This is a genomic window from Pseudomonas sp. BF-B-30 (assembly GCF_019956305.1).
Classification (GTDB): Bacteria; Pseudomonadota; Gammaproteobacteria; order Pseudomonadales; family Pseudomonadaceae; genus Aquipseudomonas; species Aquipseudomonas jessenii.
Map to the genome: position 1 here is coordinate 72462 of NZ_JAHBDG010000014.1, position 17065 is coordinate 89526.

The 17065-nt window shown below is 62.7% G+C and carries 14 protein-coding genes; 7 read left to right on the forward strand and 7 right to left on the reverse strand.

Annotated elements, in window-relative coordinates:
* Positions 1-51 precede the first annotated feature (51 nt).
* Positions 52-3948: a phosphoribosylformylglycinamidine synthase gene (gene purL / locus KGB29_RS09955; RefSeq protein WP_057716279.1), complete on the forward strand. Its 3897-nt coding sequence runs from the start codon at positions 52-54 to the stop codon at positions 3946-3948.
* Between the two features lie 5 nt (positions 3949-3953).
* Positions 3954-4265 (forward strand): YqfO family protein, encoded by a 312-nt coding sequence (locus tag KGB29_RS09960; RefSeq protein WP_057716278.1) that lies wholly within the window; start codon positions 3954-3956, stop codon positions 4263-4265.
* 184 nt (positions 4266-4449) lie between these two features.
* On the opposite strand, the gene nagE is transcribed toward KGB29_RS09960, so the two are convergent.
* The 7 genes from nagE to KGB29_RS09995 form a co-directional block, all read right to left on the reverse strand.
* Positions 4450-6165, reverse strand: a complete 1716-nt coding sequence (gene nagE, locus KGB29_RS09965) for an N-acetylglucosamine-specific PTS transporter subunit IIBC (RefSeq protein WP_150813634.1) — start codon at positions 6163-6165, stop codon at positions 4450-4452.
* 29 nt (positions 6166-6194) lie between these two features.
* The gene (gene ptsP, locus KGB29_RS09970; RefSeq protein WP_154947051.1) at positions 6195-8711 is read right to left on the reverse strand and encodes a phosphoenolpyruvate--protein phosphotransferase; all 2517 of its coding nucleotides are present in this window, start codon (positions 8709-8711) and stop codon (positions 6195-6197) included.
* 154 nt (positions 8712-8865) lie between these two features.
* On the reverse strand, positions 8866-9888 hold the full coding sequence (locus tag KGB29_RS09975) for an SIS domain-containing protein (protein ID WP_150813636.1): 1023 nt from the start codon (positions 9886-9888) through the stop codon (positions 8866-8868).
* Positions 9869-10975: an N-acetylglucosamine-6-phosphate deacetylase gene (nagA, locus tag KGB29_RS09980; protein ID WP_056721211.1), complete on the reverse strand. Its 1107-nt coding sequence runs from the start codon at positions 10973-10975 to the stop codon at positions 9869-9871. The genes KGB29_RS09975 and nagA overlap by 20 nt, the downstream gene beginning before the upstream one ends.
* 39 nt (positions 10976-11014) lie before the next feature.
* Positions 11015-11746, reverse strand: coding sequence for a GntR family transcriptional regulator (locus KGB29_RS09985; RefSeq protein ID WP_150813637.1), 732 nt, complete (start codon positions 11744-11746; stop codon positions 11015-11017).
* Between the two features lie 295 nt (positions 11747-12041).
* Entirely contained in the window at positions 12042-12545 is a 504-nt protein-coding gene (locus tag KGB29_RS09990) for a murein L,D-transpeptidase family protein (protein WP_007982819.1), read from the reverse strand.
* A 121-nt stretch (positions 12546-12666) separates the two neighbouring features.
* On the reverse strand, positions 12667-13218 hold the full coding sequence (locus tag KGB29_RS09995; protein WP_057716272.1) for an NUDIX hydrolase: 552 nt from the start codon (positions 13216-13218) through the stop codon (positions 12667-12669).
* A 147-nt stretch (positions 13219-13365) separates the two neighbouring features.
* On the opposite strand from KGB29_RS09995, the gene KGB29_RS10000 reads away from it, so the two are divergent.
* The 5 genes from KGB29_RS10000 (at position 13366) to purT (ending at position 16931) form a co-directional block, all read left to right on the forward strand.
* Complete coding sequence (locus tag KGB29_RS10000) at positions 13366-13965, forward strand: CoA pyrophosphatase (protein ID WP_150813638.1); 600 nt, start codon at positions 13366-13368, stop codon at positions 13963-13965.
* Positions 13966-14036: 71 nt separating this feature from the next.
* The gene (locus KGB29_RS10005; RefSeq protein WP_057716270.1) at positions 14037-14561 is read left to right on the forward strand and encodes a gamma carbonic anhydrase family protein; all 525 of its coding nucleotides are present in this window, start codon (positions 14037-14039) and stop codon (positions 14559-14561) included.
* Complete coding sequence (locus KGB29_RS10010) at positions 14558-14773, forward strand: DUF1289 domain-containing protein (RefSeq protein ID WP_090453267.1); 216 nt, start codon at positions 14558-14560, stop codon at positions 14771-14773. The genes KGB29_RS10005 and KGB29_RS10010 overlap by 4 nt, the downstream gene beginning before the upstream one ends.
* A gap of 431 nt (positions 14774-15204) precedes the next feature.
* Positions 15205-15672, forward strand: coding sequence for a VUT family protein (locus KGB29_RS10015; RefSeq protein WP_057716267.1), 468 nt, complete (start codon positions 15205-15207; stop codon positions 15670-15672).
* 77 nt (positions 15673-15749) lie between these two features.
* Positions 15750-16931: a formate-dependent phosphoribosylglycinamide formyltransferase gene (gene purT / locus KGB29_RS10020; RefSeq protein ID WP_046040988.1), complete on the forward strand. Its 1182-nt coding sequence runs from the start codon at positions 15750-15752 to the stop codon at positions 16929-16931.
* Positions 16932-17065 lie beyond the last annotated feature (134 nt).

The following is a 17065-nucleotide window of genomic DNA, read 5'->3' on the forward strand; positions in this document are numbered from 1 at the left end:
GGCTAGAATGCACGGCCTCAAAGCACACCCCTTCCCGAGGCTGTCCCGAAGATGTTGATCCTGCGCGGCGCTCCTGCCCTTTCTGCCTTTCGCCACAGCAAGCTCCTTGAGCAACTGAGCCAGAAGGTTCCGGCTGTCAGCGGCCTGTATGCTGAATTCGCTCACTTCGCCGAAGTTACCGGCGTCCTGACCGGCGACGAACAGCAGGTGCTCGCGCGCCTTCTGAAGTACGGTCCAAGCGTTCCGGTACAGGAACCGACCGGTCGTCTGTTTCTGGTGCTGCCGCGTTTCGGCACCATCTCGCCGTGGTCGAGCAAGGCCAGCGACATCGCCCGTAACTGTGGCCTGGCGAAAATCCAGCGCCTGGAGCGCGGCATCGCGTTCTACGTGGCCGGCCAGTTCAGCGACGCTGAAGCCCAGCTGATCGCCGACGGTCTGCACGACCGCATGACCCAGATCGTCCTGGGCAACCTCGAACAGGCCGCCGGCCTGTTCAGTCACGCCGAACCGAAACCCCTGACCGCCATCGACGTGTTGGGTGGCGGCCGTGCCGCGCTGGAAAAAGCCAACACCGAGCTGGGCCTGGCCCTGGCCGAAGACGAGATCGACTATCTGGTCAACGCTTTCGTCGGCTTGAAGCGCAACCCGCATGACATCGAACTGATGATGTTCGCCCAGGCGAACTCCGAGCACTGCCGTCACAAGATCTTCAACGCCAGTTGGGACATCGACGGCGAGAGCCAGGAAAAAAGCCTGTTCGGCATGATCAAGAACACCTACGTGATGCATAGCGAAGGCGTTCTGTCGGCTTATAAGGACAACGCTTCGGTGATCGTCGGCTCCGTGGCCGGTCGCTTCTTCCCGGACCCTGAGACCCGCCAGTACGGCGCGGTGCAGGAGCCGGTGCACATCCTGATGAAGGTTGAAACCCACAACCACCCGACCGCGATTGCCCCGTTCCCGGGCGCATCCACCGGTTCCGGTGGCGAGATCCGTGACGAAGGCGCCACCGGTCGCGGTGCCAAGCCGAAGGCTGGCCTGACCGGTTTCACCGTGTCGAACCTGCAGATCCCGGGCTTCGAACAGCCGTGGGAAGTGCCGTACGGCAAGCCCGAGCGCATCGTCACCGCGCTGGACATCATGATCGAAGGCCCGCTGGGCGGCGCTGCGTTCAACAACGAATTCGGTCGTCCGGCACTGACCGGCTACTTCCGTACCTTCGAACAGTCGATCACCACCCCGCACGGTGACGAAGTTCGCGGCTACCACAAACCGATCATGCTGGCCGGCGGCATGGGCAACATCCGTGAAGAACACGTCAAGAAAGGCGAGATCGTCGTCGGCTCCAAGCTGATCGTGCTCGGCGGCCCGGCGATGCTGATCGGCCTGGGCGGCGGCGCCGCTTCCTCCATGGCCACCGGCACCAGCTCGGCAGACCTGGACTTCGCTTCCGTACAGCGCGAAAACCCGGAAATGGAGCGTCGCTGCCAGGAAGTCATCGACCGTTGCTGGCAACTGGGCGACAAGAACCCGATCAGCTTCATCCACGACGTGGGTGCGGGCGGTCTGTCCAACGCCTTCCCGGAACTGGTCAACGACGGCGACCGCGGTGGCCGTTTCGAACTGCGCAACATTCCAAACGACGAGCCGGGCATGGCCCCGCACGAAATCTGGTCCAACGAATCCCAGGAACGTTACGTTCTGGCCGTGGGGCCGGCGGATTTCGAGCGCTTCAAGGCGATCTGCGAACGTGAGCGTTGCCCGTTTGCCGTCGTCGGCGAAGCCACTGCCGAACCGCAGTTGACCGTCACCGACAGCCACTTCGGCAACAGCCCGGTGGACATGCCGCTGGAAGTGCTGCTGGGCAAGGCTCCACGCATGCACCGTTCGGTGGTTCGTGAAAACGAACTGGGCGACGATTTCGATCCGTCGACCCTGAGCATCGCCGACTGCGTCGAGCGCGTCCTGCATCACCCGGCCGTGGCGAGCAAAAGCTTCCTGATCACCATCGGCGACCGCACCATCACCGGCCTCGTGGCCCGTGACCAGATGGTCGGCCCGTGGCAGGTTCCGGTGGCCGACGTTGCCGTCACCGCCACCAGCTTCGACGTCTACACCGGTGAAGCCATGGCGATGGGCGAGCGTACTCCGCTGGCACTGCTGGACGCTCCGGCGTCGGGCCGCATGGCCATCGGCGAAACCCTGACCAACATCGCGGCCTCGCGCATCGGCAAGATCTCCGACATCAAACTGTCGGCGAACTGGATGTCGGCTGCCGGTCACCCGGGTGAAGATGCACGCCTGTACGACACCGTGAAAGCGGTCGGCATGGAGTTGTGCCCTGAGCTGGGCATCACCATCCCGGTTGGCAAGGACTCGATGTCCATGGCCACCCGCTGGAACGATGAAGGCGTGGACAAGTCCGTGACTTCGCCGATGTCCCTCATCGTGACCGGTTTCGCGCCAGTGACTGACATCCGTCAGACCCTGACCCCACAACTGCGCATGGACAAGGGCACCACCGACCTGATCCTGATCGACCTGGGCCGCGGCCAGAACCGCATGGGCGCCTCGATCCTGGCGCAGGTTCACGGCAAGCTCGGCAAGCAGGCGCCGGACGTCGATGACGCCGAAGACCTCAAAGCCTTCTTCGCGGTGATCCAGGGCCTCAACGCCGACGGCCACCTGCTGGCTTACCACGACCGTTCCGACGGTGGTCTGCTGACCAGCGTTGTCGAGATGGCGTTCGCCGGTCACTGTGGCCTGAGCCTGAACCTCGACGGTCTGGCAGAAACCTCTGCCGACATCGCCGCCATCCTGTTCAACGAAGAACTGGGTGCCGTGATCCAGGTTCGCCAGGACGCGACCCCGGACATCCTCGCGCAGTTCAGCGCTGCCGGCCTGGGTGACTGCGTGTCGGTGATCGGTCAGCCAATCAACAATGGCGAGATCGGCATCACCTTCAACGGTGACACGGTGTTCGAAGGCCAGCGTCGTCTGCTGCAACGCCAGTGGGCCGAGACCAGCTACCAGATCCAGCGTCTGCGTGACAACGCCGACTGCGCCGAGCAAGAGTTCGACGTGCTGCTGGAAGAAGAAAACCCGGGCCTGAGCGTCAAGCTGAGCTACGACATCAACCAGGACATCGCCGCGCCTTACATCAAGAAAGGCATTCGCCCACAGGTTGCCGTACTGCGTGAGCAGGGCGTCAACGGTCAGGTGGAAATGGCTGCCGCGTTCGACCGCGCCGGTTTCAACGCGATCGACGTGCACATGAGCGACATCCTGGCCGGCCGGGTCGACCTGAACGAGTTCAAGGGCATGGTCGCTTGCGGCGGCTTCTCTTACGGCGACGTATTGGGTGCCGGTGAAGGCTGGGCGAAATCCGCGCTGTTCAACAGCCGTGCCCGCGATGCGTTCCAGGGCTTCTTCGAACGCAACGACAGCTTCACCCTCGGCGTGTGCAACGGTTGCCAGATGATGTCCAACCTGCACGAGCTGATCCCGGGCAGCGAGTTCTGGCCGCACTTCGTGCGCAACCGCTCCGAGCAGTTCGAAGCCCGTGTTGCCATGGTGCAGATCCAGGAGTCGAACTCGATCTTCCTGCAAGGCATGGCCGGTTCGCGCATGCCGATCGCCATTGCTCACGGTGAAGGCCATGCCGAGTTCGCCAGCGAAGAAGCACTGCTGGAAGCCGATCTGTCGGGTTGCGTGGCGATGCGTTTCGTCGACAACCACGGCAAGGTCACCGAAAGCTACCCGGCCAACCCGAACGGCTCGCCGCGCGGAATCACCGGTTTGACCAGCCGCGACGGTCGCGTGACCATCATGATGCCGCACCCGGAACGTGTGTTCCGCGCCGTGCAGAACTCGTGGCGTTCGGATGACTGGAACGAAGATGCTCCGTTGATGCGTATGTTCCGTAACGCTCGTGTGTGGGTGAACTAAGCACCGTGTACAAGCTCAGCTTTTTTGTTCCCGACAGTCATGTCGAGGTGGTCAAAAGCGCCGTATTCGCCGCCGGTGGTGGGCGAATCGGTGCTTATGACCACTGTGCATGGCAAGTGTTGGGCACTGGCCAGTTTCGTCCACTGGACGGCAGCCAGCCGTTCATTGGCGAGGCAGGGCAGGTCGAACAGGTCGAGGAATGGAAGGTTGAGCTGGTGGTGGCCGATGAGTTGATTCGCTCGGTAGTGGCGGCTCTGAAACAGAGCCATCCCTATGAGACACCGGCTTATGAAGTGTGGCGGCTGGAGGATTTCTGATTCTCCGGTGCTGAAATGAAAAACCCGCTGAAAGAGATTTCAGCGGGTTTTTTATTGATCGGGTTTTTGTGGTGTTGCTTATGGCCTCTTCGCGAGCAAGCCCGCTCCCACAGTGGTCCGGTGTATGCAGATCCAATGTGGGAGCGAGCTTGCTCGCGATGGCGGCCTATCAGGCACCGAAGATCTAAACCTTGGCACTCACCTCGCTGCGATTGACCAACACTTCCAGTGCATCACTCAAGCTCGGCGCCTTGTCGCCAATCAGCAGATGCCAGATACCGCCATCCAGCTGACTTACACCCTGGCAACCCAACGCTTTCAAATCGAACTCCGACAACGCCTTGCCATCGGCCAGTTGCAGGCGGATGCGGGTCATGGCCACGCAATCGAGTTGCAGCACATTGTCGCCACCACCCAGGGCATTGAGCCATTGCTGCGCCTCGGGTGTCGCCACGGCGGCAGGTGGAGTGGCGTCGATTTCTGCGGGCGGTGACGACACGATGGCGCGGCCCAGTGCCGGCATTGCCAGGCGAATTTCGTCGGCAATGGCATCGGCCATCGGCCCGACCACCACCTGCAAACTCCCGCCCTTACCCGGACGCACGACGGCCATGGCACCGAGCGCCTTGAGATCGGCATCCGAAGCCTTGTTGCGATCCACCATGTCCAGGCGCAAGCGCGTGGTGCAGGCGCCGACGGTGATCAGGTTTTCGGCACCGCCCAAGGCCTTGATGTATGCCCCGGCGCGTTCATTGTCGGCGACGACAACCTGCTCGACGTCAGCGCTGGTTTCGCGGCCCGGTGTCTTCAGGTCGAAGCGGCGGATACAGAAGTCAAACACCACGTAATAGATCACGGCATACGCCAGGCCCACCGGGAACACCAGCCAGCCGTTGGTGGACTTGCCCCAGCCCAGGATCATGTCGATGAAGCCGCCGGAGAAGGTGAACCCCAGGTGGATGTTCAGCGCATTGGTGATGGCCATCGACAGGCCGGTCAGCAACGCATGCAGCACAAACAGCAACGGCGCGAGGAACATGAAGGCGAATTCAATCGGCTCGGTGACGCCGGTCAGGAACGCGGTCAACGCCATCGACAGGAAGATCCCGCCCATCACCTTGCGTCGTGCCGGCAGGGCATTGCGGTACATCGCCAGGCAGGCGGCGGGCAGGCCGAAGATCATCATCGGGAACATGCCGGTCATGAACTGGCCACCCTTCGGATCGCCGGCGAAGTAGCGCGACAGGTCGCCAGTCACCAGCGCCCCGGTGGTGGGGTCGGTGAAGTTGCCGAACACGAACCACGCCATGTTGTTGAGGATGTGGTGCAGGCCGGTGACGATCAGCAGGCGGTTGAACAGGCCGAAGACGAACGCGCCGAAGCTGCCGCTTTCCATCATCAGTGTGCCGAAGCTGTTGATGCCGTGCTGGATCGGCGGCCAGATGTAGCCGAACACCACACCCAGCCCCACGGCGGCGAACCCGGTGACAATCGGCACGAACCGTCGGCCACCGAAGAACGCCAGGTATTCCGGCAGCTTGATGTCCTTGAAGCGGTTGTACAGCGCGCCGGCCATCAGTCCGCTGACGATCCCGGCGAGCATGCCCATGTTGATGCTCGGGTCGAGCGCCTTGAGGGTGGAGATCATCACCAGGTAACCGATCACCCCGGCCAGACCCGCCGTACCGTTGTTGTCCCTGGCGAAGCCGACCGCAATGCCGATGGCGAAGATCATCGCCAGGTTGGCGAAGATCACCTGGCCGGCGTCGTGGATGATCGCGATGTTCAGCAGATCGGTATCGCCCAGGCGCAGCAGCAGGCCGGCAATCGGCAGGATCGCGATCGGCAGCATCAGCGCGCGGCCGAGGCGTTGCAGGCCTTCGATGAAAAGTTGGTACATGGCGGTTCTCCGTGGATTCTTGTTGTTCTTCAGCTCAGAGGCCAATGCTGGTGACAGGCGTGACGCACGGCACTGGCGCTGCTCAGCTTGAGCAGGCCCTGGCTGATGCGCCGGCATTCGCTGGCGTCGAGATGACGCACGCGGTCCTTGATTTCGCCGACCTGTACTGGGCTCACCGACAATTCACTGACCCCTAGGCCGATCAACACCGGCGTGGCCAATGGATCGGACGCCAGTGCGCCGCACACGCCCACCCAACGGTTGTGCTGCGCCGCACCGGCGCAGGTCTGGGCGATCAGCCGCAGCAGTGCCGGGTGTAGCGCATCGACGCGAGCGGCGAGCCCGGCGTGGTCGCGGTCCATGGCCAGGGTGTATTGCGACAGGTCGTTGGTGCCGATGGACAGGAAGTCCGCGTGTTCGGCCAGTTGCTCGGCCAGCAGCGCGGCGGCCGGAACTTCGATCATCACACCCAGTTCCGGGCGTTGCGCCAGGCCGAGTTCACCGCACAAGGCATCGAGGCGCTGGCGGATGTGCAGCAGTTCATCGACTTCCGTGACCATTGGCAGCAGGATCCGGCAGCGTGACAACGGGCGCAGGTGCAGCAGCGCGCGCAATTGCTGGTCGAGCAGTTCAGGGCGCGCCTGGGCCAGGCGAATGCCGCGCAGGCCGAGCACCGGATTGGCCTCGGCGGGCAGTGGCAGGTAGTCCAGTTGCTTGTCGCCGCCGACGTCGATGGTGCGGATGATCACCGACTTGTCGCCCATGGCATCGAGCACCGCTTGATAGGCGTGGTGTTGTTCCTGTTCGTCCGGCGCGGTGTGGCGGTCGACGAAGAGAAACTCGGTGCGCAGCAAGCCGACGCCGTCGGCGCCATTGGCCAACGCGTCTGCCGCTTCCGTGCTGGATGCCACATTGGCGGCGACTTCGATGCGCAGGCCATCGGTGGTCAGTGCGGGGGTGTGCGCCTGGGCCTGTTGTTCGGCCCGGCGTTGTTGCTGTTGCTGTTGCAGCTGGCGCACGTCGGCCAGGCGCTGTGTGCTGGGTGTCAGTTCGAGGCGGCCGCCGTCGGCGTCCAGCACCACCGGTTGCCCCTGTTGCTGATCGAGTAGCGTCGAACCCAGCGCCACCATGCACGGCAGGCCTTTGCCCCGGGCCAGAATCGCCACGTGGGAGGTCGCGCCACCTTCGGCCATGCACAGTCCGGCGACGCCTTGCTGGCTCAGTTGCAGTAAATCGGAGGGCGTCAATTCATGCGCCGCGACGATGGCGCCGGCCGGCACGTCGTAATGCCAGGTGTCGCCGAGCAATGCGCGCAGCACCCGTTGCTTGAGGTCGCGCAGGTCGTTGGCGCGTTCGGCCAGCAGTGTGCTGCCGGTTTGCTGGAGGACTTCGCACTGCACGTCGATGGCCTGGCTCCAGGCGTGGGTCGCGGCCGTGCCCAGGACGACGGTTTGTAAGGCGGCGTCCAGCAGGGCCGGGTCTTCCAGCAGCGCCAGGTGTGCGGCGAAGATCGCCTCTTCAGAGGTGTCCTTGTGTTTTTTCGCCAGGACCAGCGTGCGTTCGATTTCGCTGCGCACCTGGCTCAGTGCCGCGTCCAGCACTTGCTGCTGTTGCTGTGGATCATGATGGCCGGCATCCACCGGCAGGCTGATCGCATTCAGGTGGAACAGCGGCCCGCCGACCAGGCCGGGCGCCGCACAGACGCCGTGCAATACGCCGGCTTCGGCGGGGCGATTGCGTTGGGCAATCGTGGTCGGCGCGGCGGCATGGCTGTCTTCGGCCAGGGCTGTGGATAACGCGGTCAGCAAGGCTTGCAGCGCGGCTTCGGCGTCCGGGCCCTGGCAACTGACCTGGACTTCTGCCTGTTCGGCGATGGCCAGCCCCATCAGGCCGATCAGGCTGTCGCAGGTGGCCGACTTGCCGGCGAAATGCAGCTGCGATTTGCTTTTGAATCCTTGCGCGGTCTGACGGATCAGCGCGGCCGGTCGTGCGTGCAGACCGCCACGGTGAGCAATGCGCACCAGACCGACAATCTCTGCGCCAGAAAACTCGGCATCGATCTGTGTGCTCGACGTCTGTCGACGAATGATGTGCAGCAGCGGCTCGCCGACCTTTACCGACTTGAGGGTGATGGGCCGTGCCTGAAAGTCCTGGCTGTTGGTGAGGATCAGCAGGCTGACCAGGCTTTTGCACTGTTGCGCGACCTTGTCCAGGTCGTAGCGCAGCAGGGGTTGGCCATTGGCAACCCGTGCGCCTTCCTGCACCAGCATCGAAAAGCCCTGGCCCTGCAACTCGACCGTGTCCAGGCCCAGGTGCAGGAGCAATTCCGCGCCGTTGTCGGCACGCAGGGTCACCGCGTGACCGGTGCGGGCGACATGCACCACCACGCCCGCGCACGGCGCATGAAGGGTATCGTTCAACGGGTCGATGGCGATCCCGTCGCCCATGGCACCGCTGGCAAACACCGCATCCGGGACTTTGGCGAGCGTGAGCACCGGGCCGCTGAGCGGGGCGCTGAGGGTCAGCTCTTTATTGTTGTTATGCATGGCTCGGTCTCATCAAAAAATACGGTTCGGATCAACACGCCCCCCTCTGTAGGAGCGAGCTCGCTCGCGATGGACTAAAGAACACCGCGTTTATCCAGCAAACACGCGTTTTCGTTGACGACCATCGCGAGCAAGCTCGCTCCTACAAGGGTGGTTAGTGCGTACGCGTGACTTTGCTCAGGTGCCGTGGCTGGTCCGGGTCCATGCCGCGGGCCACGGCCAGGCCGGCGGCCATCACGTAGAAACTCTGGATCGCGAGAATCGGGTCGAGGGCCGGGTGTTCGGCGCGGGTCAGCGTCAGGTCGCGTTCAAGCACGTCATCCGGCGCGGCCAGCAGCACAAGGGCGCCGCGTTGGCGCATGTCGGCGGCCAGGCTCAGCAAACCGGCCTGTTCGGCGCCCCGTGGGGCAAACACCAGCAGCGGGTAGTTGTCGCCAATCAAGGCCATCGGACCGTGACGGACTTCGGCGCTGCTGAAGGCTTCGGCCTGGATCGCCGAGGTCTCCTTGAACTTGAGCGCCGCTTCCTGGGCGATGGCGAAACCGGCGCCACGGCCGATCACCATCAGCCGCTGACAATCGCGCAAGGCGTCGATGGCCCGGCTCCAGTCCTGTTGCGCGGCGTCGCGCAGGCCATCGGGCAAGGCGCGGCAGGCGTCGAGCAGTTCGGTGTCTTCTTTCCAGTGGCCAATCAGCCGGGCGCTGGCGCTGAGGGTGGCGATAAAGCTCTTGGTCGCCGCGACGCTGCTTTCGGTGCCGGCACACAGCGGCAGGCTGAATTCGCAGGCGGCTTCCAGCGGCGAGTCTTCGGCATTGACCAGCGAAATGCTCAAGGCGCCGCGCTTGCGCAACAGGCGCAGGCTGTTGACCAGGTCCGGGCTTTGCCCTGATTGCGAAAAGGCGAATGCCACCTGGCCGCTGACCTTCAACGGTGCCTGTTGCATGGTCACCACCGACATCGGCAGCGACGCCACCGGGATGCCCAGCAGTTGCATGGTCAGGTAGGCGAAGTAACTGGCGGCATGGTCGGAGCTGCCGCGCGCCACGGTCATGGCCACTTGCGGCGGCTGACGACGCAGGCGCCCGGCGATCTCGATCATCTGCGGGTCGAGTTGCTGTAATTGGGCTTGCACGGCCTCGAACGAGGACAGCGCCTCTTCAAGCATTTTTGAAGTCAATGTCTTCTCCTTCGACCATGACGGCGGTCAGTTTCAGTGAGCGATCCAGCCGCACGCAGTCGGCCCAGGCCCCCGGTTGCAGGCGCCCGCGTTCGGTGATGCCGAGGTAGTCGGCGGGGAATTGCGACAGGCGCTGCGAGGCTTCGGCGATGGGCAGGCCGATTTTCACCAGGTTGCGCAGAGCCTGATCCATGGTCAGGGTGCTGCCGGCCAGCGTGCCGTCGGGCAGGCGCACGCCACCGAGGCATTTGGTCACGGTGTGGCTGCCGAGTTTGTACTCGCCATCGGGCATGCCGGCGGCGGCGGTCGAGTCGGTGACGCAATACAGGCAAGGAATCGAACGCAGGGCCACGCGGATGGCGCCGGGGTGCACGTGCAGCAAATCCGGGATCAGTTCGGCGTATTTGGCGTGGGCCAGGGCAGCGCCGACGATCCCGGGCTCCCGGTGATGCAGTGGGCTCATGGCGTTGTAGAGATGGGTGAAACTGCTGGCGCCGGCCTCCAGCGCGGCCACACCTTCCTCATAACTGCCCAGGGTGTGGCCGATCTGCATGCGAATGCCGCGGCTGCTGAGGTCGCGGATCAAGGCATCGTGACCGGCGATTTCCGGGGCAATGGTGATCACCCGGATCGGCGCGAGCGCCAGGTACGCTTCGACTTCGGCCATCAGCGCGGTGTGGGCGAAGTTGGGTTGCGCGCCGAGTTTGCCAGGGTTGATGTAGGGGCCTTCGAGGTGCACGCCAAGCACCCGGGCGCAGCCTTGGGGGCGCTGCTCACAGAATTCGCCGACGGCCTGGAGCACGCTGGATATCTCTTCGCTCGGTGCCGTCATGGTGGTGGCCAGCAGCGATGTGGTGCCGAAGCGCACGTGAGTACGGGTGATAGTTTCGAAGGCCGGCGCGCCTTCCATGATGTCTTTGCCGCCGCCGCCGTGAACGTGCAGGTCGATGAAGCCCGGCAGCAGGTACGGCAAATCGTTGTCCGCCGGATCGCAGGGCTGGCCTTCGATCGACACGACTTTGCCGTGCTCATGGACCAGTCGGCCGCGAACCCAGCCGTGGGCGGTGAGGATGTTGTCTTCGGACATGATCGGTTCTCTGGGTGGACGGTTTCGCGGTGCAGCGTTCTAGCGGCGAAGCTCTGCGACAAAGTCGTAGTAGTCGTTACGGCAATAGGTGTCGGTGACTTCGATGGGCGTGTTGTCTTCCAGGTAGCCGACCCGGGTCATCAGCAGCATGGCGGTGCCGGGGGCAATGCCCACCAGGGCTGCGAATTCGTCCGAGGCGTTGATCGCCTGAATGTGCTGCAGGGCGCGGACAACCGGTTTGCCGATGCCGTCGAGGAATTCGTAGAGGGAGTCGCCCACCGCCTGCGGCTTGGGAATGATCGAGGCGGGCAGGGTGCTCATCTCGATGGCCATCACCGTGTCGTCGGCCTTGCGCAGGCGTTTGAGGCGCGCGACTTTGTCGTTGGGCGACAGGCCGAGGCGGATCAGTTCTTCGTGGGTCGGCAGGGTGATTTCCCGCTCCAGCCATTGCGATCCGGGCACGAAACCCTTGAGGCGGAGCATTTCACTGAAACCGGAAAGGCGCGACAACGGTTGTTCGAGACGCGGCGTGATGAAGGTGCCGGAGCCCTGGTTGCGGCGGATCAGGCCTTGTTCGAACAACACTTCCAGAGCCTTGCGTGCAGTGACGCGGGAGATGCCCAGCGCCTCGCTCAGATTGCGCTCCGACGGCATGGCCTGTTCGGCTTTCCATTGGCCGGCATGGATCGCCGCTTCCAGATTGCGTGCCAGTTGCAGGTACAACGGCGTGGGTTGGGTGTCGTCGGGGCGCAGGGCTGAAAGGTCGTTCATTTAATTATTGTCCGACGCGTCTGTAGGAAAGTTACTTGTTCGCTCTAGGACAAAAAACTAATACCACTTGAATACCATGTCAATGCAGCTCTCAGGCTGCAGGTGCGGTAAACAGGCCTTATTGGGCGCAGTGGAAAGAGGCTGGATTGAAGTGGTATTAGCGGCGGGAGGATTTGAAGCAAAGATCGCAGCCTTCGGCAGCTTCTACAGGGGGAAATGGTATTCACCCTGCAGGAGCTGCCGAAGGCTGGAATTTTTTTGATTTTTTTTGCGAGGCGACCAAAGGTCGGGGGATTTACGGGCGGATCTCGATCATCGTGCCGTCCGGCACCAGGTTCCAGACTTCGCGCATGTCCATGTTGCGCATGGCGATGCAGCCGTCGGTCCAGTCCAGGGTGTGGAACAGGTCTTCCGGGGTGTCTTCGCTGTCCGGGGTGCCGTGGATCATGATCATGCCGCCGGGCTCGACGCCTTCACGACGGGCGCGGGCAGAGTCGCTGATGTTCGGGTAGGAAATGTGCATCGCCAGGTTGAAACGGTCGCTGATCTTGCGCCAGTCGACCCAGTAGAAGCCTTCCGGGGTGCGCTTGTCGCCTTCCATCAGCTTCGGCCCCTTGGGACGCTTGCCCAGGGAAATGCGATAGGTTTTGAGCGGCTTGCCGTCATTGATCAATTGCAATTGATGGGAAGACTTGAGAATCAGGATTTTCTCGATGACCTTGCCGTCCAGGGTTTCCACGGCAGAAGCCTGGGACACCGTGACAAACGACAAACAGAACAGGGCAAGCAACCAGCGCATTGAAACGATTCCCCAGGAGGTGTCGCGACTATTTATGTATAGAAGTTTTTGCAGGAGCTGCCGCTGGCTCGGGCCGCATTCGGACAATCTTTCGGCGCCTCCCGGTGATGCCGAGATGACATCAGATAATGGCAGGCTGAGCAAGCGGCGGGATCGATTCAGACCGAACGGGATAGATTTCGGTCCGCCGGTCAGCGAAGAAGCATTCTAAGGTACGGCCCACCGTGCGGAAAGCCAGCTCATCCCATGGAATGTCCGCTTCGTCGAATAGTTGCACTTCCAGGCTCTCGGGGCCGGCGCAAAAGTCCAGGTCCACCAGTTCGGCACGGAAGAACACATGCACCTGGCTGATGTGCGGCACGTCGATCAGGGTATAGATGTTCAGGTTGCGCACCCGGGCGCAGGCTTCCTCGGCCGTCTCGCGAATGGCGGCCTGTTCGATGGTCTCGCCGTTCTCCATGAAACCGGCGGGCAGGGTCCAGTAACCGCGTCGCGGCTCGATGGCCCGCCGGCACAGCAATACCTGGGTGCCCCAGGTCGCCACGCAGCCGGCGACGATGTTGGGGTTCTGGTAGTGAATGGCGTGACAACTGTCGCAGACAAAGCGCAGGCGCGAATCGCCTTCGGGAATGCGTTGGGTTACCGGGTTACCGCACTGGCTGCAAAATTTCATGCTGGGGTTCCTGAATGCTGCGCCTATCTTGGCGTGCGGCAGTGCCGGTCGGCAAGTTGTCGTTTCGCGACATGGGGCGGTTGCGGGGGTTGGGCGACCGCAGCGATTGGTGCATGATGCCGGGTAAGGCACAAATCGAGAACACTCATGCTGGACGAGCTACTGCATCGGGTTAGTAACCACACTCCACGCACACTGGAGACCGATCGTCGTTTTCCCGAGGCCGCGGTGCTGGTGCCCATCACCCGCAGTGACGAGCCCGAGCTGGTGTTGACCCTGCGTGCCAGCGGCCTGTCGACCCATGGCGGCGAAGTTGCCTTCCCCGGCGGGCGCCGTGACCCCGAAGACCCCGACCTGATTTTCACCGCCCTGCGTGAAGCCGAAGAAGAGATCGGCCTGCCGCCGGGGCTGGTCGAGGTGATCGGACCGCTCAGCCCGCTGATCAGCCTGCATGGCATCAAGGTCACGCCCTATGTCGGGGTGATCCCGGATTTTGTCGAATACCGGGCCAACGACGCCGAGATCGCCGCGGTGTTCAGCGTGCCCCTGGAATTCTTCCGTAAAGACCCTCGCGAACATACCCACCGCATCGACTATCAGGGCCGCAGCTGGTACGTGCCGAGCTATCGCTATGGCGAATACAAGATCTGGGGGCTGACGGCGATCATGATCGTCGAGTTGATCAACCTGCTGTATGACGCCAAAATCAGCCTGCATCAGCCTCCCAAAAGCTTTATCAATATCTGAAGCCATCGTTCGAATGGCCTGAATCCTGGTTTTGCTGAAAAAAGCCTGCCTGAGCCTTGAGGAATACAACAATGAAATACCGCCTGGGCGACGCCCGCGTCGAAACCCATCCACAGAGCTGGGTCGCACCCAATGCCGTGCTGGTGGGCAAGGTCAAGCTGGAAGAGGGCGCCAACGTCTGGTTCAACGCCGTATTGCGCGGCGACAACGAATTGATCCTGATCGGCAAGAACAGCAACGTCCAGGACGGCACTGTGATGCACACCGACATGGGCTACCCACTGACCATCGGTACCGGCGTGACCATCGGCCACAACGCCATGCTCCACGGCTGCACCGTCGGCGACTACAGCCTGATCGGCATCAACGCGGTGATTCTCAACGGTGCGAAGATCGGCAAGAACTGCATCATCGGCGCCAATTCGCTGATCGGCGAAGGCAAGGAGATTCCGGACGGATCGCTGGTCATGGGCTCGCCCGGCAAAGTGGTGCGCGAATTGACCGAGCCGCAAATCAGGATGCTGGAGGCCAGCGCTGCTCACTACGTGCACAACTCGCAGCGCTATGCCCGCGACCTGGCCGAGCAGGAAGAATGACTGCCAGCGAACGCCCGGTTGCATCGCCCTGCGTGAATATCTGTGCGCTGGACGACGATGACATCTGCACCGGTTGCCAACGCACGGTGGAGGAGATTACCCGCTGGAGCCGCATGACCAACGACGAGCGACGCACGGTGTTGGGGTTGTGTCATGAGCGGGCCAAGGCCAGTGGGTTGATCTGGATGTTACCTTCCAAATCCGATAACTGAATCGCCCTCAGAAAGTGCTTCGCACTTTATCGCGAGCAAGCTCGCTCCCACATGGGAATGCGTTTGATTGTGGGAGCGAGCTTGCTCGCGATGGACTCAAGAACACCTCGGGGAGCCAGACTTCCCGCGTTATCGTTAACGACCATCGCGAGCAAGCTCGCTCCCACATGGGAATGCGTTCGACTGTAGGAGCGAGCCTGCTCGCGATGGACTCAAGAACACCTCGGGGAGCCAGACGTCCCGCGTTATCGTTAACGACCATCGCGAGCAAGCTCGCTCCCACATGGGAATGCGTTTGACTGTGGGAGCGATCTGCTCGCGATGGACTCAAGAGCACCGCGGGGAGCCAGACGTCTCGCGTTATCGTTAACGACCATCGCGAGCAGGCTCGCTCCTACAGTATCCTGTGCGGCAAAATTACAGGTACTTCCATGCTCTTCCTGATCGCCTACATCAGCAGCGTCGTGCTGATCAACTACGCCTTTTCCACCGCCCCGCACCTGGACATCATCTGGTCGGCCTGGGGCGGGCTGGTGTTCGTGTTGCGCGACATGGTGCAAGCCCGATTCGGGCATGGCGCCCTCGCAGCGATGCTGGTGGCGCTGGTGTTGTCCTATGTCACCTCCGATCCGTCCATCGCCTTGGCCAGCGCCACGGCGTTCGCCGTTTCCGAGTGCATCGACTGGCTGGTGTTCAGCATCACCCGGCGCCCGCTGCACGATCGCCTGTGGATAAGTTCGGCCCTGAGCATTCCCCTCGATACCTTTATCTTTTTCGGCATGATCGACGCCCTGACGCCGGGCGTGATCCTCACCGCCCTGGGCTCGAAATTCGCCGGGGTCACCGCCGTGTGGCTGATCATGGCCTGGCGCCTGCGCAAACAGGCTGTCGTCAGCTGAAGTTCATGTAAAATGCCGCGCTTTCTCCCCATGGGAAGCGTGCTTCCCTCGATGATCCGCTCCTTGAGGACCTTCAGATGACCCGTATCGGAACTCCATTGTCGCCGACCGCGACCCGCGTATTGATGTGTGGCTGTGGCGAGTTGGGCAAGGAAGTGGTGATCGAGCTGCAACGCCTGGGCGTTGAAGTGATTGCCGTGGACCGCTACGCGAATGCGCCGGCCATGCAGGTGGCGCACCGCAGCCACGTGATCAACATGCTCGATGGTGCTGCCCTGCGTGCCGTGATCGAAGCCGAAAAGCCGCACTTCATCGTGCCGGAAATCGAAGCCATCGCCACCGCGACCCTGGTGGAGCTGGAGGCCGAAGGCTTCACCGTTATCCCGACTGCCCGCGCTGCGCAGCTGACCATGAACCGTGAAGGCATCCGTCGCCTGGCCGCTGAAGAGCTGGACCTGCCAACCTCGCCGTATCACTTCGCCGACACCTTCGAGGACTACAGCAAAGCCGTTGAGGACCTGGGGTTCCCGTGCGTGGTCAAGCCGGTCATGAGTTCTTCGGGCAAGGGCCAGAGCCTGCTGCGTAGCGTCGATGACGTGCAGAAGGCCTGGGACTACGCCCAGGAAGGTGGTCGTGCCGGTAAAGGTCGGGTGATCATCGAAGGCTTCATCGATTTCGACTACGAAATCACCCTGCTGACCGTGCGCCATGTCGGCGGCACCACCTTCTGCGCGCCGGTCGGTCACCGTCAGGAGAAGGGCGACTACCAGGAATCCTGGCAGCCGCAAGCCATGAGCCCGGTTGCCCTGGCTGAGTCCGAACGTGTCGCCAAAGCCGTGACCGAAGCCTTGGGCGGCCGTGGTCTGTTTGGTGTCGAGCTGTTCATCAAGGGTGATCAGGTGTGGTTCAGCGAAGTCTCGCCGCGCCCGCATGACACCGGCCTGGTCACGCTGATTTCCCAGGACCTGTCGCAGTTCGCCTTGCACGCGCGGGCCATTCTCGGTCTGCCGATCCCGTTGATCCGTCAGTTCGGGCCTTCGGCCTCGGCGGTGATCCTGGTGGAAGGGCAGTCGACCCAGACCGCCTTCGCCAACCTGGGTGCTGCCCTGAGCGAGCCGGATACCGCGCTGCGCCTGTTCGGCAAGCCTGAAGTCAACGGTCAGCGCCGCATGGGCGTGGCCCTGGCGCGCGACGAATCGATCGAAGCCGCCCGCGCCAAGGCGACCCGTGCTTCGCAGGCGGTTGTTGTCGAGCTGTAAACACCCTCGCGGACCAGCCCGTATCCCTGTGGGAGCGAGCTTGCTCGCGAAAGCGGTGTGTCAGACACATCAATGTTGACTGACACTCCCTCTTCGCGGGCAAGCCCGCTCCCACAGGTCCGGTGTTCAGTCTC